The organism is Nonomuraea sp. NPDC049624 (assembly GCF_040675255.1).
GTDB lineage: Bacteria > Actinomycetota > Actinomycetes > Streptosporangiales > Streptosporangiaceae > Nonomuraea.
Window position 1 is genome coordinate 472,568 of sequence record NZ_JBFAOR010000007.1, and the last position, 26,238, is coordinate 498,805.

Sequence of the window (26,238 nt, forward strand, 5' to 3'; positions counted from 1 at the left end):
CTCAGGACATGAACCTGACCAGCTCCACCCGTGAGCGGATGCCGAGCTTGCTGAAGACGTTCCTGAGATGGTGCTCGACCGTGCGCCTGCTGAGGAAGAGCTGCTCGGCGACCTCCTTGTTGGTGGCGCCCGCGGCCACCATGCGGGCGATCTGCGCCTGCTGCGCGGTGAGCTGCGACACCGTCGCGTCCGCGGTCGGCCGGACCGGCTCGCCGGAGGCCCGCAGCTCGGCCCTGGCCTGCTCGGTCCACAGCCGCGCGCCGTGCCGTTCGAACGTCTCCAGCGCCGTGTGCAGGTGGTTCCTGGCCGCGCCGGGCCGCCGGTCGCGCCGCAGCGCGCTGCCCAGCAGCAGGTGCGTACGGGCCGCCTCGAACGCGCAGACGCCCTGGCCGTGCAGGCGCAGGGCGTCCAGGAACAGCTCCTCGGCCTCGCCGGGACGCACCGACAGCAGCGCCCGGCAGCGCGAGACCAGCGCCCGCAGGTCAGGGCTGCGTGTGCTGCCGACCCAGCGTTCGAGCACCCGCAGGGCGGCCGCGGCCCGCTCGCGGTCACCGGTGCGGGCGGCCGCCTCGATGTAGTGCGGGGTGGACATGACCTTGATGACGACGTGGCGGTTGCGCCGCTCGGCCCGCAGCCTGCCGGCGGCGTCGGCCACGCGGCCCGCCGCCAGGTCGAGGCAGGCCAGCGCCCAGTTGCCTACCGCGCCGGCCAGGCCCAGCTCGTGGGCGTCGGCCAGCTCGATGGCGGCGTCCGCGCGGATCCGGCACGTCTCCTGGTCGCCCTCCACGGCGGCGCTGACCGCCAGCCAGGCCAGGTGCTGGGCGGCGGTGTTGTGCTGGCCCGTCTCCCGGGCCAGCCGCAGGCCCTTCGCGGCGGTCGCGGCGACGGAGGCGTACCGGCCCATCCAGACGTCGGGGTAGATCGTGAACTCCAGGAGTTGCGGCACCGCCGACGCGGCTCCGCGCAGCCGGGCCTCCTCCACGGCCCGCGCCGACAGCCGGTGGGCCACCGCGTCCTCGCCCAGCAGCATGCCCGCCACGCAGGCCCACGTGAGCACGGCCGGGTCGCGTACCGACCCGGCCAGCTCCAGCACCCGCCGCAACGGCCCGGCGGCCTCCTGGTGCAGGCCGCTGAAGGTGTGGGCCATGCCCGCCAGGTACTCGAACATGAGCTGCGCCGGCGCCGGTTCGTCCGGACGCCGCAGCGCCGCCGCCTGCCGGGCGATCGCGATGAACGCCCGGTTGTCGCCCGCCCGGTAGCTGGCGTCCGCCGCCCGGACCAGGGCGCGCACGCCGAGCTCGCGGTGGCTGTCCAGCAGCCGGCGGGCCGCCGCCAGCAGCTCCTCGCGGGCGCTGCCGGTCTCGCCGCCCAGCAGCTCCAGGCTGCCGCGCAGCAGCTGGACGTGGCCGCGCAGCTCCTCGGGCGCGCCGGGCGACCGCAGCCGGGCCAGCAGGGAACGCGCGGCCCGGGGACGTCCCGACACCCAGGCGTGCCTGGCGGCGGCGGCCAGTCGCTCGGCCTTGACCGCGGGACGAGCGGTCAGCTCGGCGGCGCGCTCCAACGCCAGGTAGGGCTCGGGGAACCCGGCACGGCACGCCGAGGAGCTCCCCGCGGCCCACCGGACGGCCAGCGCCGCCCGCGCCAGCTCGTCCCCGGCCTCCTCCGCCCCGCCGTCTGCCGTCCAGGCCCGATGCCAGGCCCGCCGCAGCCTCTCCCAACCGTCCGCACGGCCCCCGTCCGGGGTGAGCAGGCCGGCGAGGAGGCGGTGGGCGCTGCGGCGCTCGGCCAGCGACGCCGCGTGGTAGGCGACCGCCCGCATCGCGGGTGCGCAGAACGCGAACGCGTCACCGTCGGCCCGCAGGACGCCCGCCCGTTCGGCCGGTTCGAGCACGGACAACGCGCACGCCGGGCTCGCCGCCCTGGCCAGAGTCGCCACGTCCAGGGCCGGATCGGCGGCGATCAGCAGCGACAGCCGGCGCGTACGCGCGGGCAGCCGGGCCAGCACGCCCGTGTGCTCCCGCCACAACCGCCCACCAGGAGGCAGGACGGCGGGCGGCGCCGCGAGCCCGGCCCGCTGGTCGGGGGTGAGCGCGCCGATCAGCTCGCGCAGCGCCAGCGGGTTGCCGCAGGCGATCTGGTCGAGCGCGGCCGCCAGGTCCTCGGCGAGCCCGCCGGGCACCAGGTCCGCGGCCAGCTCCCGCACCGCCGGCCCGTCAAGCCCGCGCAGCTCCCGGACGGGCACGCCCTCCAGCGGCCACATCGCCCCGGCGTCGAACCCCTCCTGGACCGGCACGTCATCGGCCCCCCGCTCGCCGGAGGTCGTCCCTGGGGCGAGGGCCGGGGGCCTGGTGGTGAAGAGCAGGACGATCGGTTCGCAGGACAGGCGGCGGGCCGCGAACGCCAGCGCGTCCAGGCTCGCGGCGTCCAGCCGGTCGGCGTCGTCCACGCAGGCCAGTACGGGACGCTCGGCGGCGACCGCCGACAGCAGCCCCAGCACGGCGGCGGGCAGCGCGAGCCCCGCCGCGCAGGTCCCCGACTCCAGGGCCTCGGCCAGCGCGCGGGCCTGGGCGGCCGGCAGCGTCGCGACGGCCGCGGACACCGGCCGCAGCAGGCCGTGCAGCCCCGCGTACGGCACCCGCGACTCCGACTCCACCCCCGACACCCGCAGCACCCGGAACCCGGGGGCCCGCGCGGCGGCCAGGTCGAGCAGCGCGGTCTTGCCCATGCCCGCCGCGCCGGTCAGCAGCAGCGCCCCTCCGGAGCCGGCCCGGGCGTCGTCGAGCAGCCGCAGCAGGACGTTCTCCTCCGCGTCGCGGCCGCGGAACACGGGAACGCGCGTGACTGGTGACACGCCGTCCAGTGTCACGCGCGGGTGCCGCCGCTGAAAGAGGCCGCCGCCGACGGAAGTGCGGCCCGACCGTACGAGAAGGGGCGGACGGGAGAAAGTGTGGCATTCCGGTGACAGCAAGCGCTTGGTGACCTACCTTGAGTCCTGACCGTCAAGGAGTGCCGATGCGGAATCAGGGGCTTGGGTCATGGCCGGCACGCAGGGCGCGGATGACGCCCGCCCGGCCCGCCGTCGGTTACCGGGGAACCGACCGCAGCTACGGCGACCTGTACGACCGGGTCACCCGCCTGGCCCACGGGCTGACCGGCCTGGACGTGGGCCGCGGCGACCGGATCGCCTACCTCGGGCCCAACCACCCGTCCCTGGTGGAGACGTTCTTCGCCGCGGGGCTGCTGGGCGCGGTGTTCGTCCCGCTCAACGCCCGGCTGGCCGCGCCCGAGCTGCGCTTCCTCCTGGATGACTCCGGCGCCCGCGTCGTCGTCCTCGGCGCGGGCCAGGACGGCGGCGGCCTGCCCGGCCGGCACCTGAGCCAGGACGCCGTCGAGGAGCTGATCGCCGGCGCGCCCGCCGACCCCGTGGACGAGCCGGTCAGCCAGGACGACATCTGCCTGATCATGTACACCTCGGGCACCACCGGCCGCCCCAAGGGCGCGATGCTCACCCACGGCAACCTCATCTGGAACGCCGTGAACCTGCTGGTCGACGTGCCGCTCGCGCACGACGAGGTGACGCTGGTCAGCGCGCCGCTGTACCACATCGCGGCCCTGGCGCAGCTGCTCGTGCCGACCGTGCTGAAGGGCGGCAGGGCGCTGCTGGAGCCGTCGTTCGAGGTGGACAGGACGTTCGACCTGGTCGAGTCCGAGCGGGTCACGATGATGTTCGGCGTGCCGACGATGTTCGCGGCCCTCGCGCGGTCGCCGCGCTGGGCGGAGGCCGACCTGTCCAGCCTGCGGCACCTGCTGTGCGGGGGAGCGCCGGTGCCCGAGCCGCTGATCAGGACGTACCGGGAGCGCGGGCTGCCGTTCCTGCAGGGGTACGGCATGACGGAGACCTCCCCGGGCGCGCTCTTCCTCGGGGTGGGCCATCCGGACGCGGGGCTCGGCTCGGCCGGGGTGCCGTGCTTCTTCTCCGACGTGCGGCTGGTCGCCCCCGACGGCTCGCCCGCCGCCCCCGGCGAGCCCGGCGAGGTGTACGTCCAGGGCCCCAACGTCATGCCCGGCTACTGGCGGCGGCCGAAGGAGACGGCCAAGGTGTTGTCCGCCGACGGCTGGTTCAGGTCGGGCGACATCGGCGTGGCCGACGAGGACGGGTACGTGCGCATCCGCGACCGGATCAGCGACATGTACATCTCCGGCGGCGAGAACGTCTACCCGGCCGAGATCGAGAGTGTGCTCCTCGCCCATCCGGCGGTGGCCGAGTGCGCGGTGATCGGCGTGCCGGACGAGAAGTGGGGGGAGACCGGCAAGGCGCTGGTCGTGCTGCGGCCGGGCGCGAGCGCGGAGCCCGGGGACCTGCTCGCCCACCTGGACGGCCGCCTGGCCCGCTTCAAGATCCCGAGGTACCTGGAGCTCGTCCCCGAACTGCCGCGGAACGGCGCAGGCAAGCTGCTCAGGGCGTCCCTCAGGAAGCTGCACGGGCAGCGGCAGGCGCGGTGAGCGGGCAGGCGGCGGCGGGTCAGCCGATGGCGGGCACGCGCAGGTCGGCGAAGACGCCGCGGTGGTCGGTGCCGGGCACGTCGAGGATCTCCGTGCTGGCCACGTTCACCCGGCGGTCGGCCAGCACGTGGTCGATCGTGATGATCGGCGGTATCGCCCTGTTGTTGGGCCAGGTCGGGACGAGCCCCTTGCCCACCTGGTCGGCCGCGTCGACGTAACCCCTGGCCAGCAGGTCGCGGAAGGCACGATGGTCGAGGGTGGCGTTGAAGTCGCCGGCCAGGATCCTGATCACCGACGGCGACGGGGACGGCAGCGCCTTGAGCGAGGCGTCCCACTCGGCCGCCATCCCGCCGAGCGGCGGGTCGGGGTGCACCGCCACCACCTCGACCTTGCCGCCCGAGGGCAGGGACAGCGTGGCGGCCGGCATGTTGTGGCCGATCGGGGTGAACAGCCCCCGCAGCGGCCGCAGCGGGTGCCTGGCGAACAGGCCGCTGCCGATCGCGCCGTCCGCGGCCTGGAGCACCCGGTAGGGGAGCAGCTTGCGCAGCCCCGCCTGGTCGAGCCGCCGGACCGCGTCAGGGGTCAGCTCCAGCGCGCTGAACACGTCGATCTCGTACAGGCGCACCAGGCGGACCACGGTCTCGGCGTCGGCCCATCCGAACAGGTTGACCGACAACACCCGCAGCGGGACGCCCTCGATCACTCTGCCCGGTTCCACGCCGGACGTCCTCGGGATCAGGCACGCGACGAACACCATGCCCACGACGGCCGCACTCAGCCCCGCCGGGCGGTTGCGTTTGAGCACCGCCAGCAGCGCGGTCAGCGCGGCCAGCCCCGCGCCGATCGGCGTCACCGTCATGAGCTGGATGAGGAAGGAGCCGGTCTCCAGGCCGCCGACCCGCAGCGCCGCCCAGGCCGCCAGCAGCGCGACCACCGTCCAGGCGAACCAGCGCCTGCGCCGCCGGGGTGAGGGACGCTTGCCGGCGGATGCGCGTTCGGCCGTCGCGCTCGCTCCCCGTTGATCCACAGCATGAACCCTAAGGCAGCGGCGGAGGGCCCGAACCAGGGCCTTCCAGCCCGGCCCGGCCCTGGCCCGGCTGCTCGCTCACCGGCTCGGCTCAGAGGGTCATCTCGCCGACTCGGCCCCCGTCTTGACGGCGAGGAGCTGCCTGCGCATCGCGACGAAGTCGCCGACGTCCGTCATCGCGACGTGGGCGGCGCCGCGCACGGTGGGCTCGCCGCGCATCCGGAGCCGGTAGATCAGCCGGGTGCCGCCGCCGGTGTCGCGCAGCGCGATGGAGCAGGTCGTGGTGGCGTCGGCGCCGCGGTGGGCCAGCACGAGGGTGTGCGGGGCCTCGATCCGCTCGACGACGAAGCCGCCGCCGTCCATGACGTCGCCGAGCTTGAGGTCGCTCGGGGGGTGCGCGGGTTCGTCGGCGGCCTCCGTCCGTACGGCGGGTGCGGTGCCGGGACGGGTGCCGGGGCCGGGGTAGCCGCCGAGCCGGACCACCCAGGCCCACACGACCGGCGGCGGCGCGTCCACGGTGACGGCACGGGTGGCCTGGAGCTGGGGGAGCGGCACGATGTCGTCACCCGGCAGGTCCTCGTGCACCTCCCTGTCGGTCGCGCCCCAGCGCAGGTGCCAGGGGCGCACGGCGAACAGATACCCGGCCGCCGCACCCGCGGCCAGCCGGAACACACGGCGTGGCAGGAACATCGCAGCACTCCTTCGTCACTGACGATCGGAATTTCGGTGCTTATGCTGATTTATGGGCAAATATGGCTAGATCTGGTCAGCCTTCCATATTGTCAGGCCATATGTCTCCGCTATCGGCCGCCACGCCTGCGCGAATTGTGCCTTGGCCGTCTGTGCGGCCGCCGATCTGCTGAGACCTCGCCGGTAATCGCGGTCGTCCGAGACCGGGCCGGTGCAGCCGCCCGCCAGATGGCGCCGGGCCCAGGAAAGGAAGGCGGTGTCGGCGTCGTAGGAGGCGTCGAGCGCGGTGACGAGCGTCTGCTTCAGCGCCGCGCCCTCGGGCAGGGCCGTCACGTCCAGCGTCCGGGCGGCGGCGAGCTGGTCGCGGCGGCCGGCGGTGATGTCCTCGATCGTGGTCACGCCGCTTCGGCGGCAAGCCGTCGCGTCCGCGATCGCCGCCGACAGGCTGGAACGGGTGGAGCTGCTGCTGGACAGCAGCTCGTCCACCTGCCCGGCCTGCCCGGCCGCAGCCGCCGTGGGGTCCGTGCTCGGCGTCGGGCCGGTGCTCGCGGCCGGGCCGCCCGTGGGGGTGGCGTCCCCGGTCGCCGGGTCTTCCGCCGTCTCGTCCGAGGTCTGCGGCTGGACGGCCGACGGCGCGCCGCCCGAGCTCCCGCCCGCCTCCGCCGGCGAGGACGGGCGGCTCCCGGCCACCCACCACACCAGCGCCGTGGTCGCACACGCCGCCGCCACGCTGACCAGCACCACCGGCCGCCGCCACCCCGGCGGACGCAACCGCGAGGGCGGCGGCGGACGATCGTCGGCGGGCGAGGGCGAGGGCGAGGGCGAGGGCGAGGGCGAGGGCGCGGGGGCGGAGGAGGCGGGAGGTGAGGGGGCCGGGAGGAGGGCGCCGCAGCGGGGGCACTGGGTGAGGGCGCCGGTGTCGCTGCCGCATCGCCCGCACCGCCCCCCGGCGCCTGAATGGTGGACCAATACACCCTCCCGTAATGCTCCGTAAAGGGAAGTATTTCGATTTTTCGGGCTTTTGTCCCGACCTTCACTTCCGGTGAACGAGACTATTTGATAACAACGAGCCCCCTGAAGCACTCGCCCCTCATAAGCTCGGCCGGGTTCACCGACGAAGGAGGGTCATGGCCGTCGACAGCTCCGGCGCCACCGGCTCCACGCGGGACTCCACGGCCCACCCCGGCGTGCCCCGCATGAGCAACGTCACCCGCTACCTCAGCGCCGCCGCCTACCTCGACAGCGGGTTCCGCGACCGGGTGCTGGGCGAGCTGATGTTCGACCCCTACCGCGCGGTCCCCCCGTCCTACGGCGGCTTCGACCTCATCCCGGTGATCCACCACTGCCGGCGCTCACGCTCGATGCTCGTCGTCCGCGACGCGCTCATCACGGTGTTCTTCCTGGCCGGGTTCGTGATCTCCCCGCTGACCACGATCGCGTGGGTGGCGATGCTCGTCCCGCTGGTGCTGCTCACGTCGGGGCCGGTCCGGCGCGGCTCGCTCGTGCTGCGGGCCATGCTCTGGTTCTGGGCCGCGAACATGGCTCTGCTCCTGCTGGCCGCGGTGTTCTCCACCGCGCTGTCGGTGCTGCTGCTGCAGAGCCTGTCCAGCTCCTCGTTCTACGACGACGGCCCCTCCTACGGCCTCGCCGACGTCCTGGGCCAGGGGCTCGGCACGCTGGCCCTGGCGACGGCCGTGCCCTTCACCACGCTCGGGGTGGCGCTGGTCTACCGGATCGCGACGTACATGACGCTGGCGGGCACGCTGCGGCCGGGCGCGCCCGAGCCGGTCGTCGGCGCGACCGGCCCCCGCACCGCCCATCGCGTCGACTACGTGCGCAGCGCCCAGTGGGGCAACATCACCATGTACGCCAACGAGGACGCCTTCATGGGCGCCGGCTCCATCGCCAGGACCTGGTCGATCGCCGTCGAGCTCGACCGGGTGCGCGGCCGCGAGGGCCCGCCGCGCCGCCAGGACGACCCGGTCGACATCGACCCCGTCGAGCTGCACGCCTTCGTCCGCGAGCGGCTGAAGGACATGCGCGACCGGGTGCTGCGTCCCAACGAGGGCATCCAGCGGCTCGACATCGGCGACCACGTCGTCACCCGGGGGATCTTCACCGTGGCCGACTGGCACGAGGGCGGCGCCCCGGTGTCCCATCCGCTGATCGGCAAGAACGGCCTGCCCAGGTCCCACGCCACGCCCGAGGAGATCGAGGCCGTCGTCCGCCACCCGCAGGGCGGCGTGCGCTACTACCAGCGCGTCACGATCAACAACGCCGGGCAGGAGATCCGCGACCGCAACGGCCGGCTCGTCGCGCCAGCCGCGGATCAGGAGGCGCTGACCTCCGCGTTCATCTACCTGGCCGTCGAGGGCCGGATGCTCTACACCCAGTTCGTGGTCACCGTGCTGCCGCCCGCCCACGGCCCCTACCACGTGGTCGACCGGCTGCCCACGATGACCGGCGGCCGCATCGCCTGGGAGGCGGTCAGGTCGTTGAAGCTGCGGCTGCTGCGCGACGTGCTGGCCGCGCCCGCCCGGCTCGTCCGTACGGGGGTGCAGGCCGTCCGGCAGAACATGCTGGCGCCCGACCCGCGCAAGCACATCGTCTACCCCTACGGCGCCCGCTTCAGCGTCCGGGAGCTGGGCGCGAGCGACGACCTGCAGACCCACATCCAGGTGCTCGACGTCTCCAAGTACGTGCGGATGATCGAGCAGCGGCTCACCGAGGCGGTCCTCGACTTCCTGGAGGACAAGGGCGTGGAGACCGGCGCCTACCGGTTGCAGGCGGCGAGCGTCACCATGAACACGCTGTCGGTCAGCGGCGGCGCCACGGTCAGCGGCCCGGTCGCCTTCGGGCACCAGGCCGCGGCGACGGTCAACAACCTGGGAGGGCAGGGCGCGTGATGCACGAGGAGACCCCCACGCCGGGCTCGTACGGCGTGCACATCAGCGGCGGCGAGGTGAGCGGCCCGATCGCGGTGGGCCCGCACTCCCGTGCCACGGTCAACAACCTGGGCGGCGCGGCCCCCGGCGAGGCGGCCCGGCTGCTCGACCGGCTGGAACGCCTGCTCGCCGAGCACGAGGCGGAGGTGACCGAGCCCGCGCGGGCCCGCCGGGACGTCGCCGACGTGCGGCAGGAGATCGAGCAGGCCGACCCCGACCGCTCCCGCGTCCTCGACGCGCTCAAGCGGCTGTCGGCCCGCGCGGCCGAGGTGTCGGTGATCGTGGAGGTCGTCGGCCAGATCCGCGAGCTGTTCGGCTGACCCGGGCGGCTCCCGACGCGGGCCGGGGTCAGCGGAAGACCGCGACCGCGGCCTCGCCGAGCATGTCGTCGATCAGCTGCACGACCTCCCTGACGACGGGGGAGTGCTCACCCGCGATCTCCCGCAGGCGTTCGACGAGCCGGGCCGAGGGCTGGTCGAGGTAGAGCTCGGCCTCCAGCCGCAACGCCCCCACCAGCCCGCACAGCGCCGCGCCGCGCCCGTCGGGCTGCTTCCAGCCCTCGACCGCCGAGCGCACCCCGGCCGAGGCGCGCACCACCGAGGCGATGTCGGCGAGCTGGTACCGCGTGTACGGCAACATGCCCATGCGCCGCCTGGTCACCATGACCAGCACGCCCGCGGCGACCAGGCTCTGCCGGGTGCGGTCGTAGGCGTCCTCGGCCAGCTTCTTGATCCAGAACCTGGCCTCGCCCTCGGCCCGGTCGCGGGCCATCAGCGGGACGAGGGAGTCCACGACCGCGTCGCCGACCGGCGTGGGGTCGACGACGGTGATCCGCCCCTGCCCGACCGTGACGCGCCCGCTCAGCGCCAGGTCGAGCAGCACCGCCCCGGCCAGCCCGAGCGCCATCGAGTGCTGGTGCACCAGGGGCTTGCCGGACTGGTCGTGGCCGATGAGGAACAGCTCGTGGTGGAGCGGCGGCCGCGTCACGGCGACCGGATCCCGGTCAGGCCGGCCTTGTCGTCGCCGTCCAGCACCGGGCGGCGGCCGCGGGCGTACAGGACGCCGAGGACGACGACGCCGACGGCGAGCCAGATCAGGCCCACCTGCTGGGCCAGGATGTTGGCGTTGACGATCACGAAGATCAGGATCGCCATGCCGATCAGCGGCGCCACCAGGTGCGACCAGAAGTCCGTCGAGCGCCCCCGGACCCGGTAGTGGACGATCACCGACACGTGCAGCACGACGAACGCGATCAGGCCGCCCATGTTGACCAGGCTGCTCAGCAGGCCGACGCCCTCCTCGAGCTGCGCGGCCCACACGCCGATGGCGACGGACAGGGCCGAGACGAGCAGGATGGCGTTGGCCGGGACCGAGTGCTTGATCGACACCTTGGCCAGGAAGGCGGGCAGTTGCCGGTCGCGGGCCATGGCGTACAGCAGGCGGGAGACGGCGACCTGGGCCACCAGCGTGTCGGCGAAGCCCCAGGAGATGGCGGTGGCCGTCGAGGTGACGTGCCGCAGCCACTCGCCGCCCGCCGAGGCGGCGGCGTCGTAGAAGGCGGTCTCCGAGCCGGTGTTCAGCACGCCCGCCGGGTCGGGCACCACCAGCGCCGCCACCCAGACCTGGGCGACGAACAGCAGCCCGGCCAGGATCAGCGCCAGCCGCATGGCCCTGGCCACCTGGGCCGAGCCGCCCGCGGACTCCTCGACCAGCATGCTGATGCCGTCGAAGCCGAGGAAGGACAGCACCGCGACGGAGACCGCGGCGAAGATCACCGGCCAGGAGAAGGTGTCGGGGTTGAACAGCGGTGTGAGGCTGAACCCGTGGCCGCGGCCCTGGAGCAGGGCCCAGATCCCGATCAGCACGAACAGGCCGAGCACGACCAGCTCACAGGTGATCAGCACCTTGGTGAGGGTGATCGTCATCCGGATGCCGCGCAGGTTGACCACCGTGTTGACGGCCACGAAGATCAGCAGCCACCCCCAGACCGGCACCCCCGGCACGCTGTTGTTCATGGCGATCGAGGCGACCAGGTAGAGCAGGCTCGGCACGAGCAGGTAGTCGAGCAGGATCGCCCACCCGGTCATGAAGCCGACCGACGGGGCGATGCCGCGGCCCGCGTAGTTGTAGACCGACCCCGACAGCGGGAAGGCCTTGACCATCTGCGCGTAGGAGGCCGCGGTGAACAACATCGCGACCATGCCCACCAGGTACGCCAGGACGGGCATGCCGCCCGAGGCCTTGTAGACCGGGCCGAAGATGGCGAACGGCGCGATCGGCACCATGAAGATCAGCCCGTAGAACACGAGATCGGTCAGTCCGACCCCGCGGCGTAATTCCTGACGGTAGCCGAACCGCTCGATGCTCTCCTGAGGTTGCACGACAGCCTCTCCATGTCGTCCATGCGGGGGGTGACGGGCCTCGGTATACGCATGGGGTTACGGATACCGGTGGGGCTCGATCTGGCGATCCTTCCGTAGCCCACGGTCACGTCGCAAGAGGCTGCTCCAGGTGGTTGCGTGCCTGACCGCGCCGCGGGGGCCGCGCCGGCGGAGGCGGGCGGGACGCGCGCCGTCCCGCCCGCCGGCCGGCCGGAGCCGTCTCAGCAGGCGCCGACGTCCTTCCAGACGCCCCACTCGCCGGTGGTGCCGGGCTCCTGGCCCTGCGTCCACCACTTGGCCTCCCAGGTGTGGGCCTTGTGCGAGACGCGCTGGCCGCCGTTGTAGACGGCCGTCGCGCTCCAGGCGGGCGCGGTGCAGGCGCCGCCGGTCGGGGTGACGGTCGGGGTCGGGCTCGGGCTGGGCGCGACGCCGCCCCGCGCCAGGTCCTGGACCAGCCCGTACGTCCTGCCGCCGAAGGTCAGCGTGTAGTTCGCCTGGCCGGGGACGGGCAGGTAGTACACGTAGTCGAGGGTCACCGACGCGCCGGGGGCGAGCGTCTGCCAGGTGGGCAGCTTCACCGACACCCGGTGGAAGTCGCCCTTGAGCCCGCCGACGTTGTTGCCGGTGTGCTCACTGCTGATCACCCGCAGGCCGAAGCCCGACTGGTCCTTGGCGTTGTTCGGGGCGGAGGTCGCGTAGTCCCACTGGAACTCCGCGCCGCCCGGGATGGTGGTCTGCGTCCTGTTGGTGATGACGAGCTTGGGGTTGATCGGGTAGTTGCTGTCGCCGGCGGGGAAGCCCGTGGCCTCGATCGTGACGTCCACCTTCTCGGCGGGGACGGCCACCTTGGCCTTGGCCGCGCCGTACGGGGCGGCGGTCCTGAGCTTGTCGTAGAGCAGGCCGGTCAGGGTCTGGCCCATGAAGTACTCGCCCTTGGCCGCGTCCCAGGCGTAGTCGCCGGCCAGCTCCCAGATCATCACGCCGCCGATGCCCTGGTTCCTGACGTAGTCGGCCTTGGCGCCGAGCGACTGGTCGTCCTCGGTGGACAGGAACACCTTCTTGGTGGCGTTCCACAACCAGGGGGCGGTCAGGGTGGCGTTGTAGTTGCGGGTGTAGGCGCCGGTCAGCCGGTCCTCGGGGTCGTTCGCCGGGTCCAGGCCGTAGGCGGGGCCGTAGGAGCCGGCGATGCCCTTGGCCAGGTTCATGGCGTGCCACATGGGGTTGGAGCCGGCGCCGACCTCCTTGCCGTTCTCCTCGTCGTGCCACAGGTTGTCGATGCCGCGGGCGCCGTCGCCGCAGGTGGTCAGGCCCTGCGGGCAGCTGCCGCTCGGGCCGTTGGAGGTGCCCCACAGGCCGTTCGCGCCGCCGTTGACGTTCTTCCAGCCGCGCGTGTAGTACGGCACGCCGATGTTGATCCGGCCGGCCGGCATCGCGCCGCGGAAGTAGTGGTAGGCCCAGTCGGTGTTGAGGTAGCCGAGGCCGCCGTACTGGGCGGCGGTGTAGACGCCCCACTTGGCCAGCTCGGCGTCCTTGCCGTCGTCGTACAGGGCGGCGTTGGGGCCGACGAACTCGTTCCAGGCGCCGTGCAGGTCGTAGGACATGATGTTGACGTAGTCCAGGTACTGGGTGACCTGGAAGGTCTCCATGCCGCGCAGCAGGTAGCCGGAGGCGGGGGCGGCGACGGTCAGCATGTAGTACCTGCCGTCGGCGGCGGCCGCGGTGTCCAGCTTCTGGCGCAGCGTCTTCATCAGCGCCGCGTAGCCCTTCATCAGGCTCGACCTGCGGGCGTTGGCGACGGTCCAGTCGAGCGGGTTCCCGGCGTCCTTCATCGAGGTCGGGTACTCGTAGTCGATGTCCACGCCGTTGAACCCGTACGCGCGCACGAACGCGACGACCGAGTCGGCGAACGTGCCGATCCCGGCCTGGTTGACCGAGCCGTCGGCGTTGGTGGTCATCGAGTAGAAGCCGCCGGAGGGCACGCGGGCGCCGTTCGCGTCGAAGTAGCCGCCGGTCTCGGCCCAGCCGCCCACCGACACCAGCGTCTTGGTGCCGGGGTACTGCTTCTTGTACTTGTTCAGCAGGTTGAAGTGGCCCTTGTAGGCGTAGGCCGGGTCCATCTCGGCGCCGGCGACGCCGGGCCACTCGGTGGCGGTGGCGTTCGCGTCCACGGCGATCTTGTTGCTGCCGTCGACGTGGGCGAAGGCGTAGTTGATGTGGGTGACCTTGCCCCACGGGATGTTGCCGGCCAGGTAGGCGGGCTGGCCGTTCTTGCCGGTGCGCCAGCTGGTGAAGTAGCCGATGATGCGGCGGGGGTGGTCGGCCCCCATCTTCTCCCGGCCGTCCTCGTCGTAGGCCAGGCAGTAGGGGACGTCCACGCCGGGGGTCTGGTAGAGGCCGTCCGGGCGGCAGGCGGCGTTGTCGGCCGCGGCGGTGGCCGTACCGGCCAGGGCTCCCGCGATGAGGACCAGTGAGGTGCCGCACGCGGCCAGGGCCGCGCGTAGGCGTGTGGGCTTCAAGGCCACCTCCGATGGGGCATGACTGGGGGGTTGATCGGAAGGTAAGCCTGGTGACCAGGGCCGTCAATGCTTTCTGTTAGGAAACTTTCTTAATAGTTGCCATTCGGTCGCGCGGCCGGTCACGATCCGGTCCGGCGCAGGATGAGCACCGCGATGTCGTCGCGCGGGGCGCCGCGCGTGAAGGTGCTCAGATCGGCGGCCAGGGCCTCGACGGTCCTGGCCGGCGGGTCGCGGGCCCAGGAGCGCAGCCGCTGCTCCAGCGGGTAGAAGGAGCCGTCGCGGTCGCGGGCCTCGGTCACGCCGTCGGTGCACAGCAGCAGCGACGCCCCGCGCGGGAAGGCGAAGCGCGCGCCGTGGCGCGGCTCGCCCGCCAGCCCGGCCAGGCCGAGCGGCACCTCCGGCTCGCCGAGCCAGAGCTGACCGGCGTTCCCGCCGTGGATCAGGTACGGCGCGATGTGCCCGCAGTTGACCGCGTCCACCTCCAGCTCGGGGCCGATGTCCAGCAGCAGCGCGGTGACGAACCGCTCCGGCTCGCCGGTGTGCGCGGCGAACCGGTTGTGCCTGATCACGGCGTCCTCCAGGGCGTCGGCCACGCCCATGAGGGAGATCTCGCGGTAGGCCGCCTCCCGGAAGGCGCCCAGCACGGCCAGCGCGGCGCCGATCGCGGGCAGCCCCTTGCCCTGCACGTCGGCGATCATCACCCGGGTCCCGTACGGCGACGGCGCCACCTCGTACATGTCGCCGCCCACCATCGTGTCCTCCTCGATGGGCTGGTAGAGGCCGTCCACGACCACGTCGAGCGAGCGCAGCGGCAGCGGCCTGACGAGCTGCCGCTGCAACGCCGCGGCGGCCGAGCGCAACCGGCGGACCTCCTCCTCGCGCTGGATCCGGTAGCTCGCGCCGACCACGCTCATCAGCCCGAACGCCGCGGTGAAGCCGGAGACCTCCAGGTTCGTCCGCAGATTGCCGCCCAGATAGGCGACCGAGGCCGACACCACCGCCAGCACCCACACCGACGCGACCGCCGTCTGCCACACCGAGCCCAGCCCCGACACGATCGCCGGCAGGAAGATCAGCACCGGCACCAGCTCCGCGCCCCCGCCGGTGAACCTGTCCAGCCCGACCACCAGCACCGTGATCCCGATCAGGCCGACCAGGAACACCGGTGTCGTGAAGAAGGGCCGCCTGTGCCCGCCACCCCAGAGAATCGTCGTTCACCCCCGGTGACCAGCTTCTCCCAAGGCGTCCGCGTTCCGTCCTGCGGCGCGCCGGGCACGGCGAAGGGCCGGCCCCGAAACCCGGGACCGGCCCCTGACGTGCGAACTTATCCGAGGCCGTTCTTCATGGCCGTGAGGAGTTCGGCGTTGGTGGTGTCACCGCTGAGCTCCCAGAAGAACGCGCCGCCGAGGCCCTGGTTCTTCGAGTAGCTCATCTTGCCGCCGATGGTGCTCGGCGTGTCGTAACTCCACCACTGGTTGCCGCAGTAGGCGTAGGCCGTGCCCGCGACCGTGCCGGTGGACGGGCAGCGGGTCTTGATGACCTTGTAGTCCTCGATGCCCTGCTCGTACGTGCCGGGCGCCGGGCCGGTCGCCGTGCCGCCGGGCGCGGCCTGGGTCACGCCGGTCCAGCCGCGGCCGTAGAAGCCGATGCCGAGCAGCAGCTTGGCGGCCGGGACGCCCTTGCTCTTGAGCTTCTGGATGGCGTTGTCGGTGTAGAAACCGGGGACCGGGATCTTGTCCCAGGTGGTGAGCGGCGAGTGCGGGGCGGTCGGGCCCTGCGCGTCCCAGCCGCCGAAGAAGTCGTACGTCATGACGTTGTACCAGTCGACGTACTGGGCGGCGCCGCCGTAGTCGGCCGCGTCGATCTTGCCGCCGTCGTTGCCGTCGGCGGTGATGGCCGCGGTGACCAGGTTGTTCGCGCCGAAGCGCGAGCGCAGCGCGGACATCACGTTCTTGAACGCCGCCGCGCCGCTGGTGTCACAGGTCAGGCCGCAGGCGTTCGGGTACTCCCAGTCGATGTCGATGCCGTCGAAGACGTCGGCCCAGCGGGGGTCCTCCACCAGCTTGTAGCAGGAGTCGGCGAAGGCCGTCGGGTTCTGCGCCGCCTGGCCGAAGCCGCCGGACCAGGTCCAGCCGCCGAAGGAGAAGAGCACCTTCAGGTTGGGGTACTTCTTCTTCAGCTTGCGCAGCTGGTTGAAGTTGCCGCGCAGCGCGCCGTTGTCCCAGGTGTCGGCGACGCCGTCGACGCTCTCGCCCGCCTGGTAGAAGCGGTCGTAGTCGGCGTAGCTGTCGCCGATCGTGCACTGGCCGTTCTGCACGTTGCCGAACGCGTAGTTGATGTGGGTCAGCTTGGCCGCCGAGCCGCTGGTGTCGATGTTCTTGACGTGGTAGCCGCGCTGGTAGATGCCCCACTGGACGAAGTAGCCCAGCACCTTGTTGCCGCCGCCACCGCCGCCGCCCGTGGTGGTCGCGGTGATCTGGTTGCTGTCGGCCGAGCGGTTGCCGGCCGCGTCACGCGCGCGCACGGTGTAGGTGTAGGACGTGTTGGCGGTGAGGCCGGTGTCGTTGTACGTGGTGCCGGTGACGGTGGTGATCAGGGTGCCGCCGCGGTAGACCTCGTAGCCGGTGACCGCCACGTTGTCGGTGGAGGCGTTCCAGGCCAGCGCGACGCTGTTGTTGCTGACGCCGGTCGAGCGCAGGTTGCCGGGCACCGACGGCGGGGTCTTGTCGTCGCCGCCACCGCCGCCGGTGGTCGTCGCGGAGATCTGGTTGCTGTTGGCCGAGCGGTTGCCGGCCGCGTCACGCGCGCGCACGGTGTAGCTGTAGGCGGTGTTCGCGGTGAGGCCGGTGTCGTTGTACGTGGTGCCGGTGACGGTGGTGACCAGGGTGCCGCCGCGGTAGACCTCGTAGCCGGTCACGGCCACGTTGTCGGTGGAGGCGTTCCAGGCCAGGGCCACGCTCGTGTCCGTGACGCCGGTCGAGCGCAGGTTGCCCGGCACCGACGGCGCGGTCGTGTCGGTGCCGCCGCCACCGGAGACCTTCCACAGCGCCGCCACGTTCGGCGGCTCCCAGCCGGGCTGCGAGGTGTGCGCCTGGAGGCAGACGTAGTCCACGCCGTTGTAGGTGACGACCGTGCCCGCCGTGTAGGCGGTCCACGGGGCCCAGGCCGCCGCGTACGCCACCGTGCTGGCGGAGGCGAGCGTCGGGACGGCCACGGCCGCGGTGAGGGGCAGGGCCAATGCCGCCATTCCCGCCAGGACCTTGCTCAGAATGGTGTGTTTCATGTCGCTCCGACATCCGTTGGGGGGTGTGTGGGGAGTGGGATGGGAGACTTCTGGGGAAACTATTAGGAAAGTTTCCTTTAAGTTGTGAATCGACGGTAGCCGCTGCCTGGGGGAGCGTCAATACGTATCGGTCAGGTGTCCGTAACCGTGCCGGTCAGACCCCGGACACGCCCGTTCACGAGGGGATAACGGTTCCGGAACGGGGGCTGACGGCGGGGTGAGCCGTGGCTCAGCATTGGAGCGTGGCAGGAATCTCCGCCTGGCGGCGGACGCCCACGCGACGCGGACCCTACGTGGCCCGCGCGGTCGCGGAGTTACGGTCCTGGCCGTCGCTGAACGTCAGCGGCACCGGTCAGCAGGTCGCCTTCGCCGTACACGGAACCGAGATCCTGCGCCTGGCCGGCCGGGACGAGATCCACGTACGGCTCACCGCCCCCGCCATCGGCCGCCTGGAGCCGTATCTGGGGGCGTGCGACCAGGTCCACGCCTGCCGCGACGGCGCCTGGGTCGCCGTGCAGGTCGACGCCGAGCCCGATCTGGAATTGTTGCTGGCGCTCACGAGCGTGGCGATAAAGGCGCACGTGGCGTGAACCGATTCGGCGCGTAGCGTTTCTCGCACGCAGCGTCGAAATTATTGCCGCCATTTGCCGGGGAATTACTCGCCGGGTAGCTTGGTTGTACCCAGCCGAACGGGGAGTCGTCCCAGGTAGGGATGGCATTGCCTGGGAATTACCCAAGCGGGACCCGTGTTGTACAGAATCGATGCGGACATCTCCGCATCTGGGCGTCGCACATATACCTTCAGGCCCTTTCCGGGGCCCGGGAAGACGATGCGTCAGCCCTTTGCCTGACCAAGAGACCGCTGAATCCGCCTGTGCGCGGAACCGGGGACCCATGTGTCCAATGGGGTGAATCGGCACCGTGGTGCCGTAGGGCAGCTTCCCGCCCGAACCCGTCAGCTAACCCGGCAAGCGGCACGGAAGCTCAAGGAGTAACACCCTCATGGCCAAGCACCGTCTTCACCGTGCCTACAAGCTCGACCTCGCCAAGATCGCTCTCGGCGCGACCGCCGTCGCCGGCGTGCTCGGCACGCACGCGGCAGTGAACGCCGACGCCACCCACGCCACCGCCCACACCGCAACCCAGACCGCCAAGGTCGCCGGCGTGGCCGCCCAGCCGCGCGTCGCGCAGAACAGCGCCGCCGACGAGAGCGCCAAGGGCAAGGTCAACGTCACCGCCGCCCAGGTGCTGGCCACGGCCCGCGCTCAGGTCGGCACCTCCGAGGACGCCAACGGCGGCGGCACCAAGTTCCAGAAGTGGTACGCCGACTCCCAGCGCGCCGCCGAGACCGCCGCGCGTGACGGCGGCAACCGCGCCATGTACCTGAACGCCCCCTGGTGCTCGATGTTCGTCTCCTGGGTCGGCGAGCAGACCGGCGCCCGCCCGCAGGTCGGCTGGGACGCCTACACCGTGACCCACGCCAAGTGGTTCGCCGCCAACGACCGCTGGGGCACCGAGGCCAAGCCGGGCGCCGTCGTCTTCTTCTCCTGGAGCGGCAGCAAGAGCCTGAACGACATCCAGCACGTCGGCTTCGTCGTCAAGGACAACGGCGACGGCACGATCTCCACGATCGAGGGCAACACCGGCAACGGCAAGGTCGAGCAGCGCGTCCGGCCGACCTCGCAGGTCGTCGGCTACGGCTACCCGTCCTACGCCGCCTGATCCTGCTCTGCCGAAGAGCGCACTCCCCGCGGGGAGTGCGCTCTTTCGCGTCTCAGGGCCGCCGGTGCCGGTGGACCAGAACCGCCGCGGCCTGTCCGGCCGAGCGGGCCGCGCCCGGCTCCCCGGAGATCATCGCGGTCACCGTGGCGCCGTCGATCAGGGTGAGCAACTGCTCGGCGAGCAGGGCGGGGTCCCCGGCTCCCGCCTCCTCGGCGAGCGAGCGCAGGTAGGCGCGCAGGCGCTCCTTGTGCTCGCGCACCGCCGTGCGGACGGCGGCCGAACCGGCGCCCAGCTCGGCGAAGGCGTTGGCGAACCCGCAGCCGCGGAAGTCGTCCTCGGTGAACCAGCGTTCCAGCCACGCGAAGACCGCCGGGATGCGGTCGCCGGCACCCGCCACGTACGCGGTGAGCGAGGCCATCCAGCGTTCGTCGCGCCGCCGCAGATAGGCCACGACCAGCGCCTCCTTCGACGGGAAACACTGGTAAAGGCGTTTCAGCGAGACGCCGGAGGCGGCCCGGATCTCGTCCATGCCGACCGCCTGCACGCCGCGGCGGTAGAAGAGGTCGCCCGCGGCGTCCAGCAACCGCTGCTCGTGATCCATGACACCCCTCCAGGTGCTTGCCGCGGAGAACGCTCGTTCTCTACGCTATCGCACAAGCCGGGAGAACGACCGTTCTCTCGATCGGAGAGGACAGCCCATGACCCGCCCGCCCGTCCCGCCGTTCACCGAGGAGACCGCCCGGATCAAGGTCCAGGCCGCCGAGGACGCCTGGAACACCCGCGACCCCGACCGCGTCGCGCTCGCGTACACCGAGGACTCCGTGTGGCGCAACCGCGGCGAGTTCGTCACCGGCCGCGCCGCGATCGCGGAGTTCCTGCGCCGCAAGTGGGCCCGCGAGCTGGACTACGCCCTGCGCAAGGAGCTGTGGGCGGTCACCGGCGACCGCATCGCCGTCCGCTTCCAGTACGAGTCCCGCGACGCCGCCGGCCAGTGGTGGCGCAGCTACGGCAACGAGCAGTGGGAGTTCGACGCGTCGGGGCTGATGCGCCGCCGCGAGGCCAGCATCAACGACGTCGCCATCACCGAGGAGGAACGCCGCATCTTCGGCACGCGCCCGCTGTCCGAGCACGGCGTGGACGTCCTCGGCATCCGCCACGCCGAGATCGCCGGGGTAAGGTCGGAAGGCCGATCGTAGGAGGTCTGACATGGCGGTCTTGCTGCTGGGCACCCTCGACACCAAGGGGGAGGAGTACGCCCTCGTCCGCGATTCGATCATGCGGGCCGGCCAGGGCGTCGTCCTCATGGACACCGGCGTCATGGGCGCCCCGGCGCTGGCCGCCGACGTCCCCGCCGAGGCCGTGGCGCGCGCCGCGGGCACCGATCTCGACCGGCTCAGGAGCGCCGGCGACCGCGGCGCCGCGCTCGCCGCGATGGCGGCCGGGGCCACCGCGCTGGCCACGGACCTGCACGCCCGCGGCGAGCTGAGCGGCGTGCTCGCGCTCGGCGGCAGCGGCGGCTCCTCCATCGCCGCCGCCGTCATGCGGGCGCTGCCCGTCGGCCTGCCCAAACTGCTCGTCTCGACCATGGTCAGCGGCGACGTCTCGGCCTACGTCGGGGAGACCGACGTGACGCTCATGTACAGCGTCGTCGACGTCGCGGGCGTCAACTCCGTCTCCCGCCGCATCCTGACCAACGCCGCCGCCGCGATCAGCGCGATGGCCGCCTCCTACGACGCCGGCGCCGAGCCGTCCGGGGAGGACAAACCGCTGGTCGCGGCCACGATGTTCGGCGTCACCACGCCCGCCGTCGACGCCGCGCGGGCCCGGCTGGAGTCCCTGGGCTACGAGGTGCTGGTCTTCCACGCCACCGGCTCGGGCGGCCGGGCCATGGAGGCGCTGGCGGCCGGCCGCCACTTCGCCGGGGTCCTCGACCTGACCACCACCGAGCTGGCCGACGAGCTCGTCGGCGGCGTGTTGTCGGCGGGCCCCGACCGCCTGACCGCCGCCGGGCGGGCCGGCATCCCGCAGGTCGTCAGCCTGGGCGCCGTCGACATGGTGAACTTCGGCCCGATGGAGACCGTGCCGGAACGGTTCAGGTCCCGGCAGCTCCTCGTGCACAACCCGACGGTGACGCTCATGCGCACCACCCCGGCCGAGAACGCCGAGATCGGGCGGGCGATCGGCGAGCGGCTGGCCCGCGCGTCCGGGCCGGTCACGCTGTTCGTGCCGCGCGGCGGCGTCTCGGCCGTCGACGTCGAGGGCGGCCCGTTCCACGACCCGGCGGCCGACGCGGCCTGCTTCGACGCCGTGCTCGCGGCCGTCGCGGGCAGCGCCGTCGAGGTCGTCGAGAGCGACCAGGACATCAACAACGCGCAGTTCGCCGTGGCCGCCGCCGACCGGCTGCACCGGCTGATCGAGAAGGGGGCTTGATGCGTCGCGACGAGGCACTACGGAGGTTGCGCGCCGAGCGGGAGGCCGGCCGGCTGATCATCGGCGGCGGCGCGGGCACCGGGCTGTCGGCCAAGTCCGCCGAGGCGGGCGGGGTCGATCTGCTCATCATCTACAACTCCGGGCGGTTCCGGATGGCCGGCCGCGGCTCGCTCGCCGGCCTGATGCCGTACGGCGACGCCAACGCGATCGTCGTGGAGATGGCCGGGGAGGTCCTGCCGGTCGTCAAGGACACGCCGGTGCTGGCCGGGGTGTGCGGCACCGACCCGTTCCGGCTGCTGCCGCGCTTCCTCGACGAGCTGAAGGACATGGGCTTCACCGGCGTCCAGAACTTCCCGACGGTCGGCCTGATCGACGGTGTCTTCCGGGCGAACCTGGAGGAGACCGGCATGGGCTTCGACCTGGAGGTGGAGATGATCAGGCTGGCCGCCGAGCGCGACCTGCTCACCGCCCCCTACGTGTTCACCCCCGAGCAGGCCACGGCCATGGCGCGGGCGGGCGCCGACATCCTCGTCCCGCACATGGGCCTGACCACCAAGGGCAGCATCGGCGCCGTCACCGCGATCGGCCTCGACGAGGCGGCCGTGCGCATCCAGGAGATGCGTGACGCCGCCGTCGCCGTCAACCCCGACGTCATCGTGCTGTGTCACGGCGGTCCCATCGCCGAGCCCGACGACGTGCGCCACATCCAGCAGCGCACGGTCGGCGTCGCCGGGTTCTTCGGCGCGTCCTCGATGGAACGCCTGCCCGCCGAGCGGGCCATCGCCGAACAGGTCCGCGCCTTCAAGCAGCTCTGACCGGGAGGAACCCGCCATGCACCGACCACCGGACGCCCTGCCCACGATGATCTTCGACTGGGGGGCCATCAAATGGCACGTGACGCCCGACGCCGTGCCGGGCGCGTCCTCCACGTTCGGCGAGGTCGTCATCAACCCGAACAAGGGCCACGAACGCCACCTGCACCCCGACTCCGACGAGGTCCTCTACGTCATCGAGGGCGAGGGGCGGCAGACCGTCGGCGACGACCCGGAGTTCCCGGTCAGGGCCGGTGAGGCGATCTACATCCCGAAGGGCACGCTGCACTCCACCTTCAACACCGGGTGGCGGCCGCTGCGGATCATCGCGACGTACACGCCGGGCGGGGCCGAGCTGGCGCTGCGCGAGCTGCCCGGTTTCGTGGAGCTCGGCCCCGGCGACCACCCGACCTGGGCGGCCGTCACCTCCTGAGCGGCGGGGCGCCGTGCGCGGGGGTACGAGCCCGCGCACGGCCTCCGGCGTGCTCGACCTCCGTGCGAATGATCGTTCACGTCCGGTCTGTCGGTGGCCTCCGGTAGATTTCCGGGTCTGTTGATCAAGCCCATCGGAGTTGGCTGTCGGCGCGAGCATGCCGTCAGACTGGAGGTCGAGACCTTGGACGCGGACGAAACCGCGTGGGAGCAGCGCAGCGTCGTGCGGGTGGTGCCGCCGGTCCAGCCGCGCAAGCTGGCGAAGGTGCCCTTCGTCGAGCTGGCTGACGGCAGGTTGCAGGGGGTCGTGTCGAGCGGGTCCGACATCGAGCGGGTCTACGTCTCCTCGATCACCGCCGGCACCCACGACCTGAGCTGCAGCACCAACAACAACCGCCCGTGCGGCGCGCTGCACGGCTACGCGTGCAAGCACATCCGCCTGCTGGCCGACGAGGCCGTGCTCCAGTACGGCCTCGACCGGGTGGCCCGCTACCTGCGCGTCGAGGTGCCCGAGGGCGGCCACCTGATGAGCGTGCTGAACGGCACCCCTCAGCGCACCCCGGCGGCCGTGGTGTTCAGCCGGTTCCTGCGCCACCTGGCCTACCTGGAGGTGCCCGACAGCACCGAGCCGCTGGCCGAGCTCCACTGGTTCCCGGCGACGGGGCCCGAGACGGGAAGGGTGGGCTGATGCTCGACGTACAGCTCGGGGAGCTGGCCGGCGACGGGCCGGCCGGGGTCGAGGAGGCGCTCGCGCTCGCCACGGGGTTCGACGGCGCGCTCGGGCACGGGTTCGCCAGGGTCGCCGAGGAGCCCGCCGCGGCGCTGGCCGCGCTGGCCGGCGCGCTCGCGGGCTCCCCGCTCGGCGACCGGCTGGGCGAGGCGGTGGAGAAGGTGACCGCGGGGTCGGTCGCCGACGAGCACCTGGCCGCGCTGGCCGGCGGGCGGGCCGCGCTGTTCGGCGCGGTGCACGACGCCCTGCTCGCCCGCTTCGACCAGGCTCTGGGCCGCAGCCGCGCGCCCTGGCCGCCGGCCGCCGCCACGGCCGCCACCACGGACGCAGCCACGGCTGCCGCCACGGACGCCGCCACGGACGCCGCCACGGACGCCACAACAGGGGCGGCGTCCGTCGGCGGCGGGCCGGGCGCCGGGGCGGCGTCCGGCGGTGTGCCGGAGAACCTGCTGGCCGGGTGCCGGGTCTGGTTGCGGGAGCTGGCGATCACCGGCTGGCGGGGCGTCGACGACGACCTCGTCTCCGGCGCCGACCAGGCGATCGAGGCGCTGCTCGGGGTGCCCGAGCTGCGCGGGCTCGCGGTGCTGCTCGACGGGCTGGCGACCGAGCTGCGGGCCTCGTCCCCGGTGGCGACCATGGACCGGCTGCCGCTCAGGCGGTGGGCCGACCTGTGGACGCGCGGGCTGCTGCTCGCCCAGTCCGGGCCGTGGCACGGCGTGCCCGAGCCGGTGTCGGGGCGGCTGCTGATCCTCGGCGCCGACGTGCACGAGCACGCCACGGTCGTCCGGGTGCAGGTGCACGGCGTGCTGGAGGAGGCCGGCGGGCAGGCCCGGCTGGTGCGCACGAGCGTCGCGGCGGCCAAGGTCGACACCATCGTGGGGCCGTCGGTGTGGCGGCTGTTCGGCGGGCGGCCCGTGCTCATGGGCGCGCTGGCCGGCCACCTGTCCGTGGAGATCGACGGCATGCCGCTGCTGCCCGGCGGCGACCTGCTGTGGCACGACGACCGCGCCCGCACCGGCGCCGAGGCCGACCCGTTCACCACCGCCCGGGTGCGGCTCGCGGGCGCGCTGGCCCCGGCCACGCCGCCGCTCGACCGCCACCCCGTGCGCATCGCCGAGCCGGTGCTGGTCGAGGGGTACACGGTCGACGGGCACACCCTCGACCTGGGCGGCAACAAGCTCGCCCTCGACCTCGACCGGCTCCCGGCGAGCTGCCCGCTCACTCCGGAGCTGGTGGCCGCGTCCTCGGCGTGCGTCGGGCTGGTGCGCCGCGACGGCGGCAGGTGGCTGCTGCAGCCGCTCGCCGTCCAGGCCACGGTCAAGAAGAAGCCGGTCACCGTGCACAACGGCGACTGGGCGAACGGCCCGACCGACCCCAAGGTCGTCAAGGCCGAGGCCAAGGCCGGCGACGTGGTCGCCGTGCTGCGCGAACGGGCAGGACGGCTGCTGCGGAAATGACCGACTCGACCACGAGCGCCGACGAGACCCGGCGCCAAGTGCTGTACTGGCGGCTCATGTCGCGGCTGTTCTCGGCCGACGAGCAGCCCGCGCTGGAGACCGCCAGCATGGGCATCGTCGGCGACCTGGAGCTGCCGCCCGCGCTGCTCGACCCCGGCGTCTCGGTGGACACGCTCGTCCAGCGCTTCCCCGAGCTGGGCGCCGAGCTCCAGGACCTGATGGCCGACAAGGAGCACGAGGAGGGCGGCGAGGTGCGCCGCGCCGCGCTGGTCTCCAAGCTGCTGCTCAACGTGTTCTCCACCGGCACGGGCGACGTCACGGCGGGCGACCTGGCCCGCTGGAAGCAGGACGCCGCCTGGTTCGAGAAGGGCATGGGCTGCGAGACCGGCGGCCTGCGGAACGGGCCGGGCAACGAAGAGCTGGCCGCCGTCCTCGCCATGATCGAGGGCGACCTGGTCAAGCGCATGCGGCTGCGCGAGGTGCTGGCCGACCCGGCTCTGGCCAGGCAGCTCACGCCCAGCATGTCGCTCATCGAGCAGCTGCTGCGCGACAAGTCGAACCTGTCCGGCGTCGCCCTGGCCAACGCCAAGGCGCTCATCCGCAGGTTCGTCGACGAGGTCGCCGAGGTGCTGCGCACGCAGGTGGAGAAGACCAGCGTGGGCGTGATCGACCGGTCGGTGCCGCCGAAGCGGGTCTTCCGCAACCTCGACATCGAGCGCACGATCTGGAAGAACCTCACCAACTGGAGCCCTGAGGACCAGCGGCTCTACGTCGACCGGCTCTACTACCGGCAGACGGCCCGCCGCACCACGCCGGCCCGGCTCATCGTGGTCGTCGACCAGTCGGGCTCGATGGTCGACGCGATGGTCAACTGCACCATCCTGGCCTCGATCTTCGCCGGCCTGCCCAAGATCGACGTGCACCTCATCGCCTACGACACCCGCGCCCTCGACCTGACGCCGTGGGTGCACGACCCGTTCGAGGTGCTGCTGCGCACGACGCTCGGCGGCGGCACCGACGGCACGGCCGCGATGGCCCTGGCCAGGCCGAAGATCGCCGATCCGCGCAACACCGTGATGGTGTGGATCTCCGACTTCTACGACAACCGCTCGCTGATCAACGACTTCGGGTCGATCCACCGGTCGGGGGTCAAGTTCATCCCCGTCGGCTCGGTCAACAGCTCCGGCAGCCAGAGCGTCGACCCGTGGTACCGCCAGAAACTCAAGGACCTGGGCACCCCCGTGCTCTCCGGCCATGTCCGCAAGCTCGTCTTCGAGCTCAAGAACTTCCTCACCTAGGAGAACCCCCGA

The 26,238-nt window shown here is 72.5% G+C and carries 22 protein-coding genes and 1 riboswitch; of the genes, 12 read left to right on the top strand and 10 right to left on the bottom strand.

All coding sequences use genetic code 11. The features are described 5' to 3' along the window. Position 1: 1 nt before the first annotated feature. Positions 2–2,851, bottom strand: a complete 2,850-nt coding sequence (locus AB0J76_RS30105; RefSeq protein ID WP_352327145.1) for an AAA family ATPase — start codon at positions 2,849–2,851, stop codon at positions 2–4. 206 nt (positions 2,852–3,057) lie between these two features. On the opposite strand from AB0J76_RS30105, the gene AB0J76_RS30110 reads away from it, so the two are divergent. Beyond that, positions 3,058–4,503: a long-chain fatty acid--CoA ligase gene (locus tag AB0J76_RS30110; protein WP_352327146.1), complete on the top strand. Its 1,446-nt coding sequence runs from the start codon at positions 3,058–3,060 to the stop codon at positions 4,501–4,503. A gap of 19 nt (positions 4,504–4,522) precedes the next feature. Here AB0J76_RS30110 and AB0J76_RS30115 read toward each other — a convergent pair whose 3' ends face one another. From AB0J76_RS30115 to AB0J76_RS30125, 3 genes are all read right to left on the bottom strand, one after another. Then, positions 4,523–5,530 carry an endonuclease/exonuclease/phosphatase family protein gene (locus AB0J76_RS30115; RefSeq protein WP_352327147.1) on the bottom strand — a complete coding sequence of 336 codons (1,008 nt, stop codon included), beginning with the start codon at positions 5,528–5,530 and terminating at the stop codon, positions 4,523–4,525. A 99-nt stretch (positions 5,531–5,629) separates the two neighbouring features. Beyond that, positions 5,630–6,220 (bottom strand): hypothetical protein, encoded by a 591-nt coding sequence (locus tag AB0J76_RS30120; RefSeq protein WP_352327148.1) that lies wholly within the window; start codon positions 6,218–6,220, stop codon positions 5,630–5,632. 66 nt (positions 6,221–6,286) lie between these two features. Continuing rightward, the gene (locus AB0J76_RS30125; protein WP_352327149.1) at positions 6,287–6,964 is read right to left on the bottom strand and encodes a hypothetical protein; all 678 of its coding nucleotides are present in this window, start codon (positions 6,962–6,964) and stop codon (positions 6,287–6,289) included. Positions 6,965–7,347: 383 nt separating this feature from the next. On the opposite strand from AB0J76_RS30125, the gene AB0J76_RS30130 reads away from it, so the two are divergent. Together AB0J76_RS30130 and AB0J76_RS30135 are read left to right on the top strand one after the other, a co-directional pair. After that, on the top strand, positions 7,348–9,126 hold the full coding sequence (locus AB0J76_RS30130) for a hypothetical protein (RefSeq protein WP_352327150.1): 1,779 nt from the start codon (positions 7,348–7,350) through the stop codon (positions 9,124–9,126). Next, entirely contained in the window at positions 9,123–9,485 is a 363-nt protein-coding gene (locus AB0J76_RS30135) for a hypothetical protein (RefSeq protein ID WP_352327151.1), read from the top strand. Before AB0J76_RS30130 ends, AB0J76_RS30135 begins: the two co-directional genes overlap by 4 nt. A gap of 28 nt (positions 9,486–9,513) precedes the next feature. On the opposite strand, the gene AB0J76_RS30140 is transcribed toward AB0J76_RS30135, so the two are convergent. The 5 genes from AB0J76_RS30140 to AB0J76_RS30160 form a co-directional block, all read right to left on the bottom strand. Beyond that, entirely contained in the window at positions 9,514–10,152 is a 639-nt protein-coding gene (locus AB0J76_RS30140) for a GPP34 family phosphoprotein (RefSeq protein ID WP_352327152.1), read from the bottom strand. After that, a complete protein-coding gene (locus AB0J76_RS30145) occupies positions 10,149–11,546 on the bottom strand; it encodes an APC family permease (RefSeq protein ID WP_352327153.1) in 1,398 nt (465 codons plus the stop codon). The genes AB0J76_RS30140 and AB0J76_RS30145 overlap by 4 nt, the downstream gene beginning before the upstream one ends. A 221-nt stretch (positions 11,547–11,767) precedes the next feature. Continuing rightward, on the bottom strand, positions 11,768–14,062 hold the full coding sequence (locus AB0J76_RS30150) for a glycosyl hydrolase family 18 protein (protein ID WP_352327885.1): 2,295 nt from the start codon (positions 14,060–14,062) through the stop codon (positions 11,768–11,770). A gap of 119 nt (positions 14,063–14,181) precedes the next feature. Then, positions 14,182–15,225, bottom strand: coding sequence for a PP2C family protein-serine/threonine phosphatase (locus AB0J76_RS30155; protein ID WP_352327886.1), 1,044 nt, complete (start codon positions 15,223–15,225; stop codon positions 14,182–14,184). A gap of 161 nt (positions 15,226–15,386) precedes the next feature. Next, complete coding sequence (locus AB0J76_RS30160) at positions 15,387–17,345, bottom strand: glycosyl hydrolase family 18 protein (protein WP_352327887.1); 1,959 nt, start codon at positions 17,343–17,345, stop codon at positions 15,387–15,389. Between the two features lie 242 nt (positions 17,346–17,587). Between AB0J76_RS30160 and AB0J76_RS30165 the strand changes: the two genes are divergently transcribed. Then, positions 17,588–17,935, top strand: coding sequence for a luciferase family protein (locus AB0J76_RS30165; protein WP_352327888.1), 348 nt, complete (start codon positions 17,588–17,590; stop codon positions 17,933–17,935). A 260-nt stretch (positions 17,936–18,195) separates the two neighbouring features. Continuing rightward, positions 18,196–18,333: riboswitch (cyclic di-AMP (ydaO/yuaA leader) on the top strand. Between the two features lie 14 nt (positions 18,334–18,347). Then, positions 18,348–19,067 carry a CHAP domain-containing protein gene (locus AB0J76_RS30170; RefSeq protein WP_364391201.1) on the top strand — a complete coding sequence of 240 codons (720 nt, stop codon included), beginning with the start codon at positions 18,348–18,350 and terminating at the stop codon, positions 19,065–19,067. A 52-nt stretch (positions 19,068–19,119) separates the two neighbouring features. Here the strand turns inward: AB0J76_RS30170 and AB0J76_RS30175 are convergent, their stop codons facing one another. Further along, positions 19,120–19,668 carry a TetR/AcrR family transcriptional regulator gene (locus AB0J76_RS30175; RefSeq protein ID WP_352331481.1) on the bottom strand — a complete coding sequence of 183 codons (549 nt, stop codon included), beginning with the start codon at positions 19,666–19,668 and terminating at the stop codon, positions 19,120–19,122. Between the two features lie 97 nt (positions 19,669–19,765). On the opposite strand from AB0J76_RS30175, the gene AB0J76_RS30180 reads away from it, so the two are divergent. From AB0J76_RS30180 to AB0J76_RS30210, 7 genes are all read left to right on the top strand, one after another. Next, a complete protein-coding gene (locus AB0J76_RS30180) occupies positions 19,766–20,263 on the top strand; it encodes a nuclear transport factor 2 family protein (RefSeq protein ID WP_352331479.1) in 498 nt (165 codons plus the stop codon). A 10-nt stretch (positions 20,264–20,273) separates the two neighbouring features. After that, positions 20,274–21,497, top strand: a complete 1,224-nt coding sequence (locus AB0J76_RS30185) for a Tm-1-like ATP-binding domain-containing protein (protein ID WP_364391205.1) — start codon at positions 20,274–20,276, stop codon at positions 21,495–21,497. Further along, positions 21,497–22,312 carry a phosphoenolpyruvate hydrolase family protein gene (locus AB0J76_RS30190; RefSeq protein WP_352330832.1) on the top strand — a complete coding sequence of 272 codons (816 nt, stop codon included), beginning with the start codon at positions 21,497–21,499 and terminating at the stop codon, positions 22,310–22,312. The genes AB0J76_RS30185 and AB0J76_RS30190 overlap by 1 nt, the downstream gene beginning before the upstream one ends. Positions 22,313–22,328: 16 nt before the next feature. Then, positions 22,329–22,742 carry a cupin domain-containing protein gene (locus AB0J76_RS30195; protein WP_352330834.1) on the top strand — a complete coding sequence of 138 codons (414 nt, stop codon included), beginning with the start codon at positions 22,329–22,331 and terminating at the stop codon, positions 22,740–22,742. A gap of 183 nt (positions 22,743–22,925) precedes the next feature. Next, entirely contained in the window at positions 22,926–23,429 is a 504-nt protein-coding gene (locus AB0J76_RS30200; protein WP_352330836.1) for a hypothetical protein, read from the top strand. Then, entirely contained in the window at positions 23,429–24,928 is a 1,500-nt protein-coding gene (locus AB0J76_RS30205) for a hypothetical protein (RefSeq protein ID WP_364391210.1), read from the top strand. Before AB0J76_RS30200 ends, AB0J76_RS30205 begins: the two co-directional genes overlap by 1 nt. Continuing rightward, positions 24,925–26,226, top strand: a complete 1,302-nt coding sequence (locus tag AB0J76_RS30210) for a VWA domain-containing protein (RefSeq protein ID WP_352329619.1) — start codon at positions 24,925–24,927, stop codon at positions 26,224–26,226. The genes AB0J76_RS30205 and AB0J76_RS30210 overlap by 4 nt, the downstream gene beginning before the upstream one ends. Positions 26,227–26,238: the final 12 nt, after the last annotated feature.

Coding starts and splice junctions, on each gene's coding strand:
- AB0J76_RS30130 (WP_352327150.1), top strand. CDS start 7,348: ATGGCCGTCGACAGCTCCGGCGCCACCGGCTCCACGCGGGACTCCACG.
- AB0J76_RS30205 (WP_364391210.1), top strand. CDS start 23,429: ATGCTCGACGTACAGCTCGGGGAGCTGGCCGGCGACGGGCCGGCCGGG.
- AB0J76_RS30190 (WP_352330832.1), top strand. CDS start 21,497: ATGCGTCGCGACGAGGCACTACGGAGGTTGCGCGCCGAGCGGGAGGCC.
- AB0J76_RS30180 (WP_352331479.1), top strand. CDS start 19,766: ATGACCCGCCCGCCCGTCCCGCCGTTCACCGAGGAGACCGCCCGGATC.
- AB0J76_RS30210 (WP_352329619.1), top strand. CDS start 24,925: ATGACCGACTCGACCACGAGCGCCGACGAGACCCGGCGCCAAGTGCTG.
- AB0J76_RS30110 (WP_352327146.1), top strand. CDS start 3,058: ATGACGCCCGCCCGGCCCGCCGTCGGTTACCGGGGAACCGACCGCAGC.
- AB0J76_RS30170 (WP_364391201.1), top strand. CDS start 18,348: ATGGCCAAGCACCGTCTTCACCGTGCCTACAAGCTCGACCTCGCCAAG.
- AB0J76_RS30120 (WP_352327148.1), bottom strand. CDS start 6,220: ATGTTCCTGCCACGCCGTGTGTTCCGGCTGGCCGCGGGTGCGGCGGCC.
- AB0J76_RS30185 (WP_364391205.1), top strand. CDS start 20,274: ATGGCGGTCTTGCTGCTGGGCACCCTCGACACCAAGGGGGAGGAGTAC.
- AB0J76_RS30195 (WP_352330834.1), top strand. CDS start 22,329: ATGCACCGACCACCGGACGCCCTGCCCACGATGATCTTCGACTGGGGG.
- AB0J76_RS30160 (WP_352327887.1), bottom strand. CDS start 17,345: ATGAAACACACCATTCTGAGCAAGGTCCTGGCGGGAATGGCGGCATTG.
- AB0J76_RS30175 (WP_352331481.1), bottom strand. CDS start 19,668: ATGGATCACGAGCAGCGGTTGCTGGACGCCGCGGGCGACCTCTTCTAC.